Source organism: Streptomyces sp. NPDC047072 (genome assembly GCF_040643855.1).
Lineage (GTDB): Bacteria > Actinomycetota > Actinomycetes > Streptomycetales > Streptomycetaceae > Streptomyces.
In genome coordinates this window covers 1-15,783 of the sequence record NZ_JBEYVC010000069.1, presented here as the reverse complement: position 1 = coordinate 15,783, position 15,783 = coordinate 1, and the positions used below count along the sequence as shown (strand labels likewise).

The 15,783-nt window shown below is 66.9% G+C and carries 14 protein-coding genes and 1 pseudogene; 13 read left to right on the top strand and 2 right to left on the bottom strand.

What is annotated here, in order from left to right; all coding sequences use genetic code 11:
- Nucleotides 1-176 precede the first annotated feature (176 nt).
- The 3 genes from ABZ896_RS26820 (at nucleotide 177) to ABZ896_RS26810 (ending at nucleotide 3,275) form a co-directional block, all read left to right on the top strand.
- Entirely contained in the window at nucleotides 177-1,712 is a 1,536-nt protein-coding gene (locus ABZ896_RS26820; RefSeq protein ID WP_360934171.1) for a helix-turn-helix transcriptional regulator, read from the top strand.
- 84 nt (nucleotides 1,713-1,796) lie between these two features.
- Nucleotides 1,797-2,774, top strand: a complete 978-nt coding sequence (locus ABZ896_RS26815; protein ID WP_360934168.1) for an asparaginase — start codon at nucleotides 1,797-1,799, stop codon at nucleotides 2,772-2,774.
- A gap of 33 nt (nucleotides 2,775-2,807) precedes the next feature.
- Nucleotides 2,808-3,275 (top strand): PPC domain-containing DNA-binding protein, encoded by a 468-nt coding sequence (locus ABZ896_RS26810; protein WP_360934165.1) that lies wholly within the window; start codon nucleotides 2,808-2,810, stop codon nucleotides 3,273-3,275.
- Here the strand turns inward: ABZ896_RS26810 and ABZ896_RS26805 are convergent.
- Nucleotides 3,253-4,059: a haloacid dehalogenase-like hydrolase gene (locus ABZ896_RS26805; protein ID WP_360934162.1), complete on the bottom strand. Its 807-nt coding sequence runs from the start codon at nucleotides 4,057-4,059 to the stop codon at nucleotides 3,253-3,255. The two genes, ABZ896_RS26810 and ABZ896_RS26805, sit on opposite strands and share 23 nt — an antisense overlap.
- 425 nt (nucleotides 4,060-4,484) lie before the next feature.
- Here ABZ896_RS26805 and ABZ896_RS26800 point away from each other — a divergent pair, with 425 nt between their 5' ends.
- The 10 genes from ABZ896_RS26800 (at nucleotide 4,485) to ABZ896_RS26755 (ending at nucleotide 15,657) form a co-directional block, all read left to right on the top strand.
- A complete protein-coding gene (locus ABZ896_RS26800; RefSeq protein WP_360934159.1) occupies nucleotides 4,485-5,723 on the top strand; it encodes a helix-turn-helix transcriptional regulator in 1,239 nt (412 codons plus the stop codon).
- 109 nt (nucleotides 5,724-5,832) lie between these two features.
- Nucleotides 5,833-6,273: a hypothetical protein gene (locus tag ABZ896_RS26795; RefSeq protein ID WP_360934156.1), complete on the top strand. Its 441-nt coding sequence runs from the start codon at nucleotides 5,833-5,835 to the stop codon at nucleotides 6,271-6,273.
- Entirely contained in the window at nucleotides 6,273-6,467 is a 195-nt protein-coding gene (locus ABZ896_RS26790; protein WP_360934154.1) for a hypothetical protein, read from the top strand. The genes ABZ896_RS26795 and ABZ896_RS26790 overlap by 1 nt, the downstream gene beginning before the upstream one ends.
- A gap of 210 nt (nucleotides 6,468-6,677) precedes the next feature.
- Nucleotides 6,678-7,679 carry a hypothetical protein gene (locus tag ABZ896_RS26785; RefSeq protein WP_360934151.1) on the top strand — a complete coding sequence of 334 codons (1,002 nt, stop codon included), beginning with the start codon at nucleotides 6,678-6,680 and terminating at the stop codon, nucleotides 7,677-7,679.
- Nucleotides 7,680-7,855: 176 nt separating this feature from the next.
- Complete coding sequence (locus ABZ896_RS26780) at nucleotides 7,856-9,295, top strand: amino acid permease (protein ID WP_360934257.1); 1,440 nt, start codon at nucleotides 7,856-7,858, stop codon at nucleotides 9,293-9,295.
- A complete protein-coding gene (locus tag ABZ896_RS26775) occupies nucleotides 9,295-10,722 on the top strand; it encodes a glutamine synthetase family protein (protein ID WP_360934149.1) in 1,428 nt (475 codons plus the stop codon). The genes ABZ896_RS26780 and ABZ896_RS26775 overlap by 1 nt, the downstream gene beginning before the upstream one ends.
- A 188-nt stretch (nucleotides 10,723-10,910) precedes the next feature.
- A complete protein-coding gene (locus ABZ896_RS26770) occupies nucleotides 10,911-11,795 on the top strand; it encodes an aminoglycoside phosphotransferase family protein (protein WP_360934146.1) in 885 nt (294 codons plus the stop codon).
- Between the two features lie 64 nt (nucleotides 11,796-11,859).
- Nucleotides 11,860-12,894 (top strand): phosphotransferase, encoded by a 1,035-nt coding sequence (locus ABZ896_RS26765; protein WP_360934143.1) that lies wholly within the window; start codon nucleotides 11,860-11,862, stop codon nucleotides 12,892-12,894.
- A 445-nt stretch (nucleotides 12,895-13,339) separates the two neighbouring features.
- Nucleotides 13,340-14,005: a hypothetical protein gene (locus ABZ896_RS26760; RefSeq protein ID WP_360934140.1), complete on the top strand. Its 666-nt coding sequence runs from the start codon at nucleotides 13,340-13,342 to the stop codon at nucleotides 14,003-14,005.
- Between the two features lie 1,088 nt (nucleotides 14,006-15,093).
- Nucleotides 15,094-15,657 (top strand): HD domain-containing protein, encoded by a 564-nt coding sequence (locus tag ABZ896_RS26755; RefSeq protein WP_360934137.1) that lies wholly within the window; start codon nucleotides 15,094-15,096, stop codon nucleotides 15,655-15,657.
- Between the two features lie 7 nt (nucleotides 15,658-15,664).
- On the opposite strand, the pseudogene ABZ896_RS26750 reads toward ABZ896_RS26755, so the two are convergent.
- Nucleotides 15,665-15,783: pseudogene (locus tag ABZ896_RS26750) on the bottom strand (NUDIX hydrolase); the annotation flags it as partial.

The following is a 15,783-nucleotide window of genomic DNA, read 5'->3' as shown; positions in this document are numbered from 1 at the left end:
GGATTGCTTTCGAGGACGTCAGGACGAACGAGGAGAAGGACTCCTCTCCGACGAACCCGGCTTGGTGCGGCCGATCTTCGGCTGTCGTGTTTGGGTGATCGACGGCCGCGGCAAAGTAGTCTCGTGGGACGTTGAGCAGCTGGAGATGCGCCTGATCACCTAGAGGTGAGACCGGGATGGCTCGCGGGGTTGAGCGGCACTGCTCGGTGTGCCGAGCGGCGCTCAGCCGTTTCAACGTAGGACTGCAGTGCGGGCCCTGCCAGAGGGGTGGTCAAGTACCCCGCGTCGAACGTGGGTTCTGGGCGGAACCCGCAGTTGAAGCAGCGATCAGCGCCTGGGATCTCGGCACGGTCGTGCGGCTCTTCCGACAACACACCGGTCTCTCACAGGCGGCGGTCGCTCGGCTCGTCAACATCGATCAAGCCGAAGTGAGTCGGCTGGAGCGCGGCCGGAAGAAGATCCGTGACCGTCGTCAGCTCGCACAGTGGAGTGAGGCTCTTGGGGTACCCAGTGAGCTCCTGGGCCTACTGCCCGACGGGGACCGGCCGTCGCCGACAGCGGACAGCTACCTGACGCTTGCCGAAGGACACGGGCAGTTCCTTCTGCCCGCCGGGCGGAACCTGCCGCCTACAGTGCTTCCCACGCTGGCTGGGCCAGCCGCTTCCTTACAGGGCGACGCTGTGTGGCTCGCGTCGAGCGGGGAGGCCGAGGCATGGAGTCGGATGCCGCTCAGAGCCCTGCTCGCCGTGCACCACAGCGAAGACGGGATACGGCGGTACTTCGTCATTGACGCGCGCGGGGGCGTCCGTGACGCAGCGGGAAGTCCCTTCGTCATCCCCGGGGCCTACGAGTTCGACGACTTCACCTTGGGGATCCTCTGGGCTGCGGCAGGGTTCGACTCCGCAGTCCTCGGCGACGACGCGGCACTCCATGGAGAACTGGATGTTCCGTCACAGCACTTGTTGGGAGCGGGCCGTCAGTCGATCACTGTCGGTGGCCTCACCGACGGTTCCCAGATGCTCGTCGGCTCGTGGGCCTGTGCCCGGTTCATCCTCGACCAGCGCGACGAACTGGCCGATGATCCGGTCTTCTGGACCCGCGAACAGCGAGGAGAGGAGGCCGCGACCTGGCTGTTCTTCCAGCACAAACATCGCTACCTCGAGTTGATGGCTCCTGAGCGGGCACACGGCGGCGTCGGACGGGCCTTCTGCGTTCCCCGCCCAGAGGTCGCCGCCTCGCCCGTGTACGAGCGCGTGCTGTTGTTCCTCGCTATCGCGCTGATGGAGTCGTACGGCATCACGACCTGGGTGACCGATGAGGCGGACCTCCAGCAGACAGAGGGCTTCGCGCTCGTGCCCGGCCACCGGGCCGCTATAGCGACCTGGGTACGCGCTGAATCCGCGCCCCAGACCGCCCTGACTGCCGGAGCGCGTTCGCTGCGAACCTTCGCGGACATCGCCGGCCACGCGCGAGCACATACCGTCACCGTGGGAGCGACTCCCGGGGAACGCCTGGCGGCGACTTCGGACTATCTCGGCCTTGACCGAGCTTGGTTGACTCACCGCTGCGGACAGCTTGCCACTGCGGGAACCACCGGGCTCGCCAGGCCACGAAGCCGTCACCTCAGCCTCGACGCCTTGGACCGGGCCTGTGCGTACGCGGCGGCCGAGTTGAGGTCCGAGGCTGGCGCCCCCGCGGGGGCGACCCGATAGCCTGCACGGAAAGATCTCCGAGGGAGAGATCCAACCAGGTTGTTCGGATCGGGAGTTGGGGCTATGGCAGGCGTGACGCGAACGGTGGCTGTCTACTCTCTCGGCGGCACCATCGCCATGACCACCGACCCGGCGACCGGGGGAGTCGTGCCGGCTCTCTCCGCCCATGACCTCCTGGCCGCTGTCCCCGGCCTTGATGGTCACGGGATTGACCTGCGCGTACACGACTTCCGCCGGGTGCCGGGTGCGTCGCTCACCTTCGACGACCTCACGGAGCTCGGCACGGAGATCGACAAGGCCCTCGACGGCGGCGACGTCGACGGGATCGTGATCACCCAGGGCACCGACACCATCGAGGAGACCGCGTTCTTCCTCGACCTCCGCCACGGTCACAACCAGCCGGTCGTCGTTACCGGCGCCATGCGCAACCCCACCATGGCCGGCCCTGACGGACCGGCCAACCTGTACGCGGCCGTCATCGCGGCAGCCGATCCGCAACTGCGCGGAGCCGGGGTGCTGGTCGTCCTGAACGACGAGATCCACGCGGCACGGCATGTCCGCAAGTCCCACACGACCAGCCCGGCCGCCTTCGCGTCGCCCGGCGCCGGCCCCATCGGCCGGATCGCGGAGGACCGTGTACGGCTGGCTTCACCGCTGACCAGGCGACTCGGGCCCCTGGCACCGGCCGTCCGTGATGCACGTGTGGGCCTCTACGCGGTCAGCCTCGGCGACGACGGCGCGCTGGTCGAAGCCTGGTCCGGCCAGTGCGACGGGTTGGTCGTCGCCGCCTTCGGCGTGGGACACGTCCCTCAGCGACTCGTCGAGAACCTCGAACGACTTGCTGTAAGTATTCCTGTGGTCCTCGCCTCGCGCGTCGGCAACGGCCCGGTCCTGACCGGAACGTACGGTTTCCCTGGATCTGAGAAGGACTTGATCAGCCGAGGGCTCATTCCGGCCGGCGACCTCGGTCCGTACCAGGCACGCCTGTTGCTCCAAGCGCTGCTCGCCCAGGAAGCAACCCCCGAGGCGATCGCTGAGAGGTTCGTCGCGTTCGGACAGTGACCCCACGCGTCAGCCCTGCCGAGAGGACCCACATTGCGCGCCCACGTACTGAACACCGGCCGGACGTTCGGCGTCACCTTCGACCACGGTGAGGACTTCTTCGACGCGCTCTCCGCGTTCTGCCGCGATCAAGGAGTGCGACAGGGATACATTCCCTCGTTCATCGGTGCGTTCGCCGAAGCCGAGATCGTAGGCGCCTGCGAAAAGCTCGAAGACCCGGACGCCCCGGTCTGGGCCAAGACGTATGTCACCAACGTAGAAGCCTTCGGTGCTGGAACGATCGCCCACGATCCGGAGACGGGAGGCATCCTGCCGCACATCCACGTCTCCGCCGGGCTGAAGGCGCAGTCGGCCGACGGCCGTACCAGTCACCTCCTGAGTGCCAAGGTCCAGTTCCTCAGCGAACTCTTCATCGTCGAAGTGATCTCACCGACCATGACCCGGCCCCGAAACCCTGAAATGTACGACGTGCCAGTGCTCACTTTCGGCACTCCGGAGTGATTTCCTCGTGAATCGAACCAAAGCTGTCGTCGCCCTGAACCGGCAACGCTGAAGTAGCTCGGGAGGAGAGGACCTCTGCGATCGCGGTCTCCAGCGCCTCCACGTCTTCCAGAGACCGGAGAACCACGTCCGCGCCGACGCGTTCGAGTTCCGCTGCCGACGTCGTACCGGAGGCGATGCCGATGACGGGAACGCCGCCTCCCTCCCTGCCGGTACGTACGTCTTCCAGCGAGTCGCCGATGATCACGGAGTTGGAGCGGTCGAAGAGGACGCCGTACTTGGCCTGTGCTCGCTGCTGCGCGATGCCGACGAGTGCGGGGCGGTGATGGTCATCCGACGCGTAGCCGCCGCTCTCGATGTCCAGGAACGAATCGAGGCCGAAGGTCGAGAGCTTCAACACGGCGTTCGCTTTGAGGTTGCCAGTGACGACGGTCGGTATGAGATCAGCCCGGCCCTGAACCGTCCTCAGCGCCGCCACAGCCCCCGGCATCAGTCTTCCGTGCCGCAGGAGGTCCTCTGTGTGCGCGGCCAGCCGCTCGGGCAGAAGCTCGACCATGAGGGGCAGCAGCTCCGAGACCCGGTCTTCGGGAACACCGTTGTCCAGGAGCATCGCGCGGATCGCCAACGGCATTGTGACCCCCGTGCCTCGGGCCGACAGGCGTTCGACCTGGTACCCGACGATCTCCGCGAAGGTCTCGCGATAGACCTGCCGATCGATCTCGCCGACGTACAACAGCGTGCGGTCGATGTCCCACAGCACGAGGGACCGTTCGGCTTCAGCCACTCCCGACTCCTTGCCATCCACCAGGGCAGCGCTACCCCGCGGCTGCGAGCGTACGGGGGCCCGGACCGGCTCGGCATGCCCACGTAAATGCCTGGCTACTGTGCGCTGTCGGGTGGCGAAGGCGGATTTGCGGTACGTGCAGGATTCGCGCGGACAATCTGTCCGTAGGTAGTTCGACGCCCGCCTCTTGACTGGAGGGGCTCGGCCCCACTCACTTTGCGCCCGCTTTCTATTGGTATGCCGGGATTTGGTTGTGCAGTCGAATGTCCAGGAGTGAACCGTGAGGTACCCCGGGTCCGTTCCGTAGATCCGCGTCGTGGGCGCGCGGCCATCGGCTCTGTTAACAGTTGGCGACCAAGGGCGCAGGCTTGGACATTATCCGTACTCTGATCGAAGTGCTTCATCGCGAAGGGACAGGTCCACCGATGAGTGAAAACCTGACGCTGGGAGACCGTCTCCGTATCGCTCGTAGGACACGGAAACTGTCTGCCGCCCAACTGGCACAGAAGGTCGCGGTCTCCCCGAGCTACGTGCAGAAGTTGGAGTCGGGCGCGCGCAAGGCTTCACCCTCGCTGGTGCTAGCTCTCGCCAAGGCGCTGCGCTTCGGCCCCGAGGTCCTGACCGGCCAGCCGTACTACGGCGAGCCGGAGGCGGAGGACGGCGTCCACGCCGTCATACCCGAACTCCGACGCCTCCTGCTCTGCTACGACAGCCCCGACGACCTGGATGTCGCTCCGCGGTCCCTTCCCGTGCTCGCCTCGGAGGTCGACCAGGTGGCGGCCCTGCGTCGCGACGCCCGGTACGCCCCGATGGGCCCTCTGCTGCCGCCGATCATCACCGAACTGACGCACGTCGCCCTCGGCGGCGACAACGGCGACCGTGCCAAGGCGTTCTGGCACCTCGCGCGCGCGTATCGCGCCGTCAACTCCCTCGCCCACAAGATGGGGCACCACGATCTGTCCAACACGGCGTTGGAACGCGTCCGTTGGGCGGCGGACCGCTCCGGCGATCCGCTGCTGCAGTTCACGGCGGGCTACCTCGTCGCCGGAGCGATGCTGCGCCAGGGCGCGTACTCGCCGGCCCGCCGCAAGCTCCTCGGCCTGCGCACCGAGCTTGAGCGGCTCCAGCCCGAGCGCTCCTTTACGGAGGACGCCCTCGCCGTCGACGGCGCGCTGCTGCTGAAGCTGGCCGTTCTCGAAGCCCGGGAGAACAACTCCGATCGAGCTGACGACTACCTGCGGGAGGCGGAGCAGGTCGCGGCCGTGGCCGGCAACCGCGACTCCCTGGCGTACGAGATGTCGTTCGGCCCGACGAACATCCGCATCCACGAGGTGCACGCGATGATCGACACCGGTGACACCGAACAGGCTCTCGCCCGCCTCGGCGAATGGTCTCCGGTTCCCGGCGGCGAGTGGGCGCCGCCCAGCACCACCGTCGGCGAGCGGTCGAGCCACCACTTCATCGACGTGGCCTCCGCGAAGCTCGCGGAGAACGACCGGGACGGTGCCTTCGCGGACCTCAAGCGCGCGCGGAAGGTCGCACCCAACCACACACGGTTCCACCCGTCCGTTCGCGAGACCACCGCCGCACTGCTCAGGATGGACGCTCACCCCTCCAACGAGCTGTCCGCGTTTGGGAGTTGGACGGGCATTAGCACAACTTGAGCCTCTGTCAAGGACTTTGGCGAACGGACCCCACGGACAGACTGTCCGCGCAGGACACCTTGCCGAATGGAATGGTCTCTTCACACACAGTGGTGAGGAGGCCTTTTCCATGTCCGACGACAATCCCGCGGCCCGCGCGAACCCGCCGCGCTGGATGCCCATCGGCGAGGAGCCCGAGCTGTGCTCGGCGGGGGAGTGGTGGGATGCCGTACGCGCCGTGGAGGCTGTGGGCCGACGTGCGATCGAGATCCTCGGCGAGGGTGACGAACCGCTCGGCCCGGTGATCCTGGACCACGGAGGGCCGGAGCCCCGGCTGTACTTCCTGGTCCCCGTGGGCACGGCGGCCCGTTGGGAGGAACCGGGGACTGTCGCGCTGGGACAGAAGTGCCACGTCGTCGTGCCGTCCGCCGAGAGCACGTCGCCTCCGGGGATGCACTGGCACGTCTTCCCCCGAGGCCCCCGAACGCTGACGTCGGCCGATGCCCTTCGCCGCGCGCTGGGTCAGGCTCGCCGGGAGCGGCGAGGGCCCGTGGAGGAAGCGACCTCCTGATGGCTCTCAGCATCTCCCTCGTGCTGCTGCTCGGGATCGTCGTCGTCCTTCTGATCCGCAGCAAGACCGTGAAACCCGGCCCCGCGGTCGTGTGCGTGCTCTTCGGGTTCTTCCTGGCGAGCACGTCCATGGCCCCGAGCATCAACCGGTTCATGACCGGCGTCGCCGACATGATCGGCCAGATTCGCTTCTAGCGAGACCGACTCGGCTTCCGAGTTCCCGTTCCCGCTCGGCCGCCGGTCCGCCCCACCACTTCGCGGCCCCTCCCCCCAACCTGCCTGAGGCACCTCGATGACATTCACGTCCAACTCGAAGAGCACGTCCCCCCATTCGGTTCGCGCGCACCGGACGAACGGTCCCGATCCCGACCACGGGCAGCGCTCGGTCCGCGCCGAGGCATTCTGATGCGTCTCGTCTACCACCCGGCGGGTCACGACGACGACCTCCGTGTGGCCCTGGTCGAACTGAGCGCGGGGCGTTGGAAGCCGGCGCGAGAGCTGCTGGGGAAGACGGGCACGCACTGGACGCTGCGAACATCCCGCACTCAGCTGCTGGCCGTGGCGGCGGCCCGCTCGGACGTGGTCGACGTCTGGCTCGCAGAGGAGCCCGGCAGCTACGACGCGCAGCTGATGGCCGCTCGTGTCGCGGTCGAGCGGACGTTGCGCGCCCACCGCCAACGGCACCCGCGGACCCTGGAGTTCGAGACACGGGCAAGGCGTGCGGCACTGCTGGCGGCCCATCGTGCTCCGTACGATCCCGTGCCGTGGGTGTGCCTGGTTGCCCTCGCCCAGGTCGACACACGGCAGTCGCGGCAGGAACACCGGATGAGGTCCGCCGAGCCCATGCTGCCGAGCGGTCCTTGGAGGCTCCTGTATGAGGTCGACCAGCGTGATCCGTACAACCGTGAGGCCTACCACCGTGTCCTGCAGTTCCTGCTCTCCCTCGACGGCCCGCGAGGTTCGTCCCTGGCGGCCGTCGTCGACTTCGGCCGTTCGGTGGCAGGGCAGCGGCCCGTCGGATCGCCGCTGCTGCTTCTGCCCGCGTACGCGCAGATCGAGCAGCGTAGAGCTCGGGTGGATCCGCTGTGGCGGCGACAGTGGGCTGAGGAGCCCGCGATCGAGTACACCCTGAACGCTCTCCACGACTGGTTTCGGAAGACGCCTCCCGAACTCTGCTCGGTGGCCGATCTGAACCATCTCGCTTACGCGTTGTGGGCCGGCCAGCAGTACGTCGAAGCGGCAGAGGTGTTCGAGGTCATGGGTCCCTACGCGGCGCGTGAGCCCTGGGCCTCGGTGCACGACGGCGCGGCAGCGGCGGACCCCGGTGAGGCCCTGCTGCTTCGGGCCCGCGCTGAGTCCCTCTCCTACGCCCGGAGGCGCAGGTCCCGCGCAGGGCCGCACCCGTGATCGCCTGCCGGTGCCCATTCAGCCCTATTGGCATGAACCTGACCGATTTTTCAACTCCTGCACTTCTTCGGAGGTTGTCCGTGTCCCGATCAGCTCAACACCACCGCGCCCAGAGGCAGAAGTCCGATGACGCGTTCCTGAGGGAACTCGGCTATGAGCCCGTGCTGACCCGACGAATGGGGCCGTTTGGGAACTTCGCGCTCAGCTTCTCCATCATCAGCGTCCTGTCCGGCTGCATGACCCTCTTCGGATTCGGGCTCGTCACGGGTGGTCCGGCCGTCATGCTGTGGGGCTGGGCCCTAGTGGGCCTGATGGTGCTGGTCGTCGGAGCGGCGCTCGCCGAGGTCACCTCCGCCTACCCGGTGTCCGGCGCCCTGTACTTCATGGCCAGCAAGCTCGGCGGTCCCCGCTGGGGCTACGGCACCGGCTGGCTCAACCTCCTCGGTCTGATGGGAGGAATGGCCGGCGGCTGCTACGGCACCGCCCTGTTCGCAGGCGCCTGGCTCAACCTCCAGTGGGGCTTCACCCCCACCCCCGAACGGACGCTGATGATCTTCGGGGTCATCCTGCTGCTCCTCGCCACGCTCAACCTCTTCGGCGTACGCCTCGTCAGCATCCTGAACTCGATCAGCGTCTGGTGGCACCTCGGCGGCGTCGCGGTCATCGTCGGGGCGCTGGCACTCGTCCCCTCCCACCACCAGCCGGCGAGCTTCGTGTTCGGCGAGTTCACCAACCACACGGGCTGGAGCAACCCCCTCTACGTCGGGCTGCTGGGACTCCTGCTCGCCCAGTACACCTTCAGTGGCTACGACGCCTCCGCCCACCTCTCCGAGGAGACCGAGCACGCGCAGGTCAGCGCCGCCCGGGGCATCGTCCGCTCGATCTTCTGGTCGTGGGTCGTCGGCTTCGTACTGCTCGCCGGGATGCTGTTCGCGATCCAGGACTACGCCGGGACCATGGGCAGCGCCACCGGCGTCCCGCCCGCCCAGATCTTCCTCGACGCCCTCGGGCCGACGGCCGCCAAGGCGCTCCTGCTGGTGATCATCGTGGCGCAGCTCTTCTGCGCGAACGCGGGCCTCGCCTCCGCCAGCCGCATGGTGTTCGCGTTCTCCCGGGACGGCGCCCTCCCCTTCTCCACCACCTGGCGCCGCCTGAGCCGGCGCACCCAGACCCCTGTCGCCGCCGTATGGCTCTCGGTCGCCGTGCCCTTCGTGCTCGCGCTGCCGAGCCTGTACAGCACGACCGCGTACACGGCGATCACGAGCATCAACGTCATCGGCATCACGCCCGCCTACGCGATACCGATCTACCTCCGGATCAAGAACCGGCACCTGTTCCGGCCTGGCCCGTGGAACCTCGGCCGGTGGGGCGTGGCGGTCGGCACCGCTGCCGTCGTCTGGGTCGGCTTCGTGACCGTGCTCTTCTGCCTGCCGCAGACCCGTCCCGAGGGTGACGCGCTGGTGAACGTCAACTCCTTCAACTACGCACCGGTCGCGCTGGTCTCCGTCCTGGTCCTGGCCTGGATCTCGTGGCGGTTCAAGGGGAAGCGGTCGTACGGGGTACCCGCCGAGAACTTCGACCGTTCGGCGAGCACCTACGAGGACGAGGTCGTCTGATGGTTGAGACATCTTCCGACAACGGATCAGTCGCACGCCTCGCCACCAGGCGCACTTCCTCGCCGCGCGGACGCTCGGAGGGGCAGCTGTCCCTCACCGACCTGCGGAACCTGGTCAAGGCGGGCCGGATACGGACGGTCCTGCTGGCCACCCCCGACCTCCAGGGGAGGCTGAAGGGGAAGTGGTACGACGCTCGGCACTTCGTCAGGGACGTCGCCCATGGCGGAGCCGAGTTCTGCGCGTACCTGCTCGCCACGGACGTGGACATGAACCCGGTGCCCGGCTTCGCGCTGGCCTCGTGGGAGACCGGCTACCAGGACCTGGCCGTCAGCCCGGCGCTGTCGACGCTGCGGACACTGCCCTGGATGGAGGGGACCGCCGTTGTGCTGGGCGACGCGGTGCACCACGACGGCAGACCGATCGAGGTCGCACCCCGCCAGGTCCTCCACGGGCAGCTGACGCGTCTGGCCCGGCACGGCCTGCACGTCAAGGTGGGCCTGGAGACCGAGTTCCTGCTCTACCAGGGCACGTACGCGGAGGCCGCCGAATCCGGATCCCGAGGCCTGAGGCCGCTGACGACGGAGAACCTCGACTACGCGCTCGACCACCCGCCGGGGGCCCACCGGTTCTTCCGCCGCCTACAGCGCGCGCTCGCCGGGGCCGGCCTCCCCCTGGAGGCGATCAAGACCGAGGGCGCCCCGGGACAGGTGGAGGTCACCTTCCCGTACGGCGGGGCGCTCGCCGCCTGCGACGGCCACCTGCTCTTCAAGCACGCGGTCCGGGTCCTGGGCGCGAGCGCGGGGCTGGCGCCCACGTTCATGGCGGCTCCGGAAACCGGCGTACAGAGCGGCCTCCACCTGCACGTGTCGCTGTGGAGGGGCGGCGTCAGCCAGCTCAACGAGCCCGGCGACGGCGGCCTTTCGCGGATCGCGCGCCAGGCCGTCGCCGGACTCGTCGACGCCCTGCCGGAGTTGGCCCCGTTGTACGCGCCGAACATCAACTCCTACAAGCGGTTCGTGTCCGGTTCGTGCGCGCCCACCACGATGACGTGGGGCTACGACAACCGCACCTGCGCGGTCCGTGTCGTCGGGCGCGGCGACAGCCTGCACCTGGAGATCCGTGTACCGGGAGCGGACGCCAACCCGTACCTGGCCCTGGCGGCGGCCCTGGCGGCCGTCGACCACGGCATCGAGCGCCATCTCGTCCTCGGCGTCGCCACAACGGGTAACGCCCACGAAGCGGATGGTGTGGCGGTGCCGTCCACGCTCCAGGACGCGCTCTACGCCTTCCGGAACAGCGCCCTCGCGGAGGACGCTCTCGGCGCCGAGGTGGTCGCCCACTACGCCCACCTCGCCCAGTTGGAGATCGACCACCATCACGGCCTGGTCACTGATGCCGAGCGGCAGCGGTGGTTGGCGCGCGCCTGACCCGCTCCTCGACCGGAAGGATCTCCGGGTCCCTGACGTACTCACCCGCAGATGAGCAGGTCAGGCCGCACTGTCAGTGGCCCTTGCCAAGCTACCCACCCACAACAGGACACTGAGGGCGTCCGGCATGTCACTCAACGTGGCGTAGCCGGGCGGCCTGGCGAGCGGAAGGCCTCACCGTGACCGACATGCCCATCGCACTCCACCGCCTGGTGGAGGCGGCGACCGACACGTACTCCGTGGTCGCCGAGCACCCCCGGCCCGGTGAGGTCCGGCCCTCTCTCTGGGAGGTCAACGGACCTGGCGGTGAACGGTGGTTCGGGAAGATCCATGCGGGTCCGAAACTCCACCGGCGCGAGGTGGACGCGTACCAGAAGTGGACCGTGGCCCTGGGTGCGGGCCGCGCACCGGAGTTGGTGGCGGCGGACACGCAGACCCTTACCGTCCTGGTCACCGCCGTGCCAGGCCGCGGTCTCGACACGCTGCGTCTGCCGGCGGAGCAGGAGAGGGCGGCCTACGAACAGGCCGGCGAACTGCTAGCCCGGTTCCACACCGCGGCGGTCGACGAGCCGACGCTGGAAGCGGCCGAGGAGGCGTGGGAGGAGGCGGTCGCCCGACTGCTGGACCGTACGGCGGGGAACGCGCCGGAACACGATCGCGCGATGGTGCGCGTGCTCGCCGGGGAGGCTCCTCCGCGCCTGCCCCTGGTGTCGCAGCACGGCGACTTCATGCCCAAGAACTGGATGTGGGACGAGACCGAGCAGCGACTGCGGGTCATCGACTTCGAACGCGCAGAACTCCGGTCCGCTGCCTACCGCGACCTGAGTCGCCTGCGCTACCGGGTCCTGTGCAACCGCCCCGATCTGAACGCCGCCTTCCACCACGGGTACGGCCGCCCACTCACCGAAGAGGAACAGATCGCGTGCCGGACGTACGGGGCTCTGGACGCGCTGGACTGCCTGGACTGGGGGATCAGGCAGCGCGACAGCGGACTGGTCGACGAGGCGCGCACCATGCTGGAGAACCTGCGCCTGGAGACCGGCAAGAGCGTGTGGAGCGGGTGGCGTGTGTGAACGCCTCCTCCGGAACGGTTGGCGCGGACCAGTGTCCCCCTGCGCACGGCGGTCGGTGATCTGAATGGACGCAACAGGCTGGGGCGAGACGCTGGCCGCCGAAGTGCTGGAAGAGAGGTACGGGCTGGTCGCCGCTGTCGTCGAACCGGTGCACATGGGCACGGACACCATCAACCGGCGAGTCCTGACGGACGACGGGCTGAGGCTGTTCGTCAAGCAGTACCGCTCGATGGCCGACCTGGACCCGGCGCGCAACGCGTGGGACATGTCGGAGTACTGCCGGGCCGCGCGGATCCCCGTGCCGCGGGTGTGGCCCGATGCCGACGACAACCTGGTCACCATCGCGGGAGGCAGCGCATGGGCCGTCGTCGACGAGGCTCCAGGTCGGGTAACCACGTCGGCGATGACGATCCCGCTCGCCGAGCACATCGGCGTCGTCATGGGGCGCATGCACCGTGCCCTCGCCGCGTATCCGATGCCCAGGCGCGTACAGCACACCCGTTGGCGGACCGAGTCCGTCGAGGACGCCGTGGCCAGATGCGACACCGTGATGGCCAGGGCCAGGCGCCAGGGCCACGACCGTCTGGACGAACTGCGCGTTGACCTTGACCAGCGGCGTGAGGATCTGCGCACCCACGTCCCCCGGTTGCGAGCCCGCCTCCCCGAGACACTGGAGGAGCAGGCACTGCACGCGGACCTGACCCGTACCAGCCTGATCGTCCTCGCCGACGCCGTCACCGGCGTCATCGACTTCCGCTGCGCCGGCGCGTCGCCGGCCTGGGAGCTGGGGAGGGCGGCGTTCGACCCGCGCACCGTCGCGACCAGCCCCGAGTGGGCTGCGTGCGCCCTGGCGATGGTCAGGGCCTACCGCTCGGAGCACCCCAGCCTCCCGATCCGGGAAGTGCGCGCCTGCGCTCGGATCGCGCTGCTGTACATGCTGTCCAGTCTCTACGGAGCCACGACCGCGGAGTACGACCTGTCAGCGGAGGCGGAGAAGGACCTGAAACGCCATTGGGGTGAGCGCCAAGTCGCGATCCGCCGCCTGCTCCGTGAGCTTGAGAACCTCGAAGACGAGCTCACCGTCCTCGGAGGAGCGTGAGTCATCGAATTCGGGTCCCGGCTCGGCAGTCATCGCTCCCGAGCCAGGCGTTCGGCATGCACGGCAGTTGGTACCCCAGACTGGCGCAAGATCGCACCCACGGAAATGGCGTATCGACACGACAGGGGATAGACGGCACTCTTCGAGCACGCCACAATTCACCCTCTGGAACACGTAATACGGGGGCGTACAAATGAGCGTGCCGCGAAACGGTGTCGACTGGACAGTAATCGCTTTGTCAACAGTCGGCACACTGACATCAGTAGTGGTCGCGGCTTCACAACAACGCCCAGCATCGGCAATCGCATTGATGATCGCAATCGCCTGCTCCGCCCTTGGCCTAGCGATCTTTCCCTGGACTCTTCGCGATGATGCCGGTTCCCTGCGTGTGCGACGCCGCTGGCGCATCGCCGCAGCGGCAGTTGGCTTAGTCACGATCACTACCATGATCGCCATACCGCTCGCCCCCACCATCGGGAGGCCGCTGCGCCATGACGTTCTCGGGTTCAGTGACGCCGCGTACGACGTGCAAATCCAAGGAATCTCGGTAGCCCAGAAGGAGACCACGTTCCGAGCCTCTGTGGCTGTCCTGAACGACTCTTCAACCCCGTATGCCCTTCAGCAGATTGGCTTACGGGTCACCTTCGCGAACCGGGCCGTCCATGGGTGCCACGACCAAGGACCCTTCTATCGAATCATGGATGTCATCAAGGTCACGCGGATTGACGATGCTGGGCGCCAAGAAGTCGAGGGGGCAGTGGAGGACTCAGACGGATACGCTTATGAAACAACAGGACGGCTGGACATGAGGTGCGCGGAGGGCGTCCTCGAATTCCAGTTTCCAGCTAACGTCCCCCTGTCGGCAAAGCAATCGACGCTCATCCATATCGAATTCCCAAAGAGGTTCCATGTGGTCAGTGACTCCTCCGATCCGTGGGGGTGGGGTGGAGGCGGCCCCACCCCCACCCACGTCTCAGTGACTCTCCCGGTCGATAAGGGAAGTACTAATCGATCAAAGCGCCTTGATGGAAAATTCTCGGTGTCGCTGAGGGTCGGCGAGGCAACGGTGAACGGCAATCACTCCATACCAGCCGAGATCCATGGTTTCTAACAACGACTAACAAAATGAGCCGAGTTATCAGTCGATAATGGGGCGGCAGTCGGGCGCGAGCTGCGGCGGAATGACGCCGCCCTTCGTTGTGATGCCTGCATTGGCGCCCCACTGGCGAGCAGTACAGAAAAGGCGTATGGGCCGTCACGCCCGTTTTTCGAGAGGGAGGGAGAGCGTTGAGGGGCGATACAGGGAGACAGGCAAGGCTGAGGGTGGCACGGAGACGGCCACGGCCGCAAACTGTCCGCGCGCGGGAGAGGGAGGATGCCGAAGATACTGGACGCGGGGGATGGCGCAGTCTTAATTGGTGGGTGCAGCTCGGGACGGTTCTTGCAGGAGTGGCAGCTGTTGGCGGAATCGTCTTCACCGGAATTGCTACCTATTATGGGGCCTTGGTTTCAGAGGATCAGCTCTCCCAGTCCCGTGAAGATGCGCGAAGGGAAGAGCGTGATCAAGCAGTGAAGGTTAGCTCGTATTTGGGGGAAGGCCCTGGCAGTCCGTGGAGTCGCAAAATAACAATTATGAACCGATCTCTCGACCCGGTGTCAAGCGTTGAAGTTCACGTTGAATTAGTATTCCCTGGTGAAGAAAATAATGACGGCTTCGGACCACCCTTGAGAGCGTCCCTCCGGGTGCTCCTGGGAACCTTGCCTCCTTGTTCTCAAGTCGCGTTGCAGAGTGTCAACCTTTCAGGTTCTAAAGTGTGGGACGAGGGAGGTCAAAGAATTCGGTTGGATGTTCCATCCGGAGCGCTAATGGCCACTGACTATCTTTTGTTCGTTGATGCCGGTGGGGTCGATTGGGTGCGTAGGCGGGACAGTCTTGAGCAGGTTGCGGATGCGAGTGCGTTTAATTCGTACAGCTATTACGAGACCTTTCACGTTACGCCGAACCCGCATAAACCGGTTAAGATTGAGCAATTAGATCTATGTGGGGATTCATAGGATTTGTTCAGTGATCGGCTGTTACGGGACAACCCTTGGTCTCATGGTCTCCCGTCAGGCGCGACCTCCCGATGTGAGACCGACTACGGACTCGACACATTTGATCCCTGCTCCGCTGTGTGATCAGCAGGTACGCTCGCTGTCATGGCTGTGGTCGGTTGGGCGTACCAATTGGCGGAGTCCCTGCTCGCTGAGCCTCTGCCTCGTCGATGGGCTCACAGTCGCGGGGTGGCGGCCCGCGCCGAGTCGCTGGCTCCGGTCCTGGGAGATGACGCCGAGACGCTGGTCGCGGCCGCGGTGCTGCACGACGTCGGATACGCGCCGACCGTGGCGCTGACAGGCTTCCACCCTCTGGACGGGGCTCGTCACCTGCGGACGGTGCCGGGGGTGGACGAGCGGGTCATGCGGCTGGTGGCCAACCACTCCTTCGCTCTGCTCGAAGCCGAGGAGCGCTGGTTGCGGGAGATTCTGGAGGCGGAGTTTCCGCAGCTGGACGACGAAGTCCTGGTGGATGCCCTGGTGTACTGCGACATGACCACCACTCCCGACGGATCACCGACGACGGCGTACGCGCGGATCGACGAGATCCTCGGTCGCTACGGCACGGACAGTGTGGTCGGGCGGTTCATCCGTCGGGCCGCACCCGGCATCCACGAGAGTGTGGCGCGGGTGCAGGCGCGAGCCGAGGCCGCCGGGCTGACGGTATAGGCCCGGCTCAGCCCAGGTAGGGGTATTCGCCGGAGAGGTAGTGGCCGATCTGCTCCCGCATGCTGGCGTGGATGTCGAGGCCGTCGAGTTCTTCCGGGAGGACCCAACGCACGCCGTCGGCCTCGT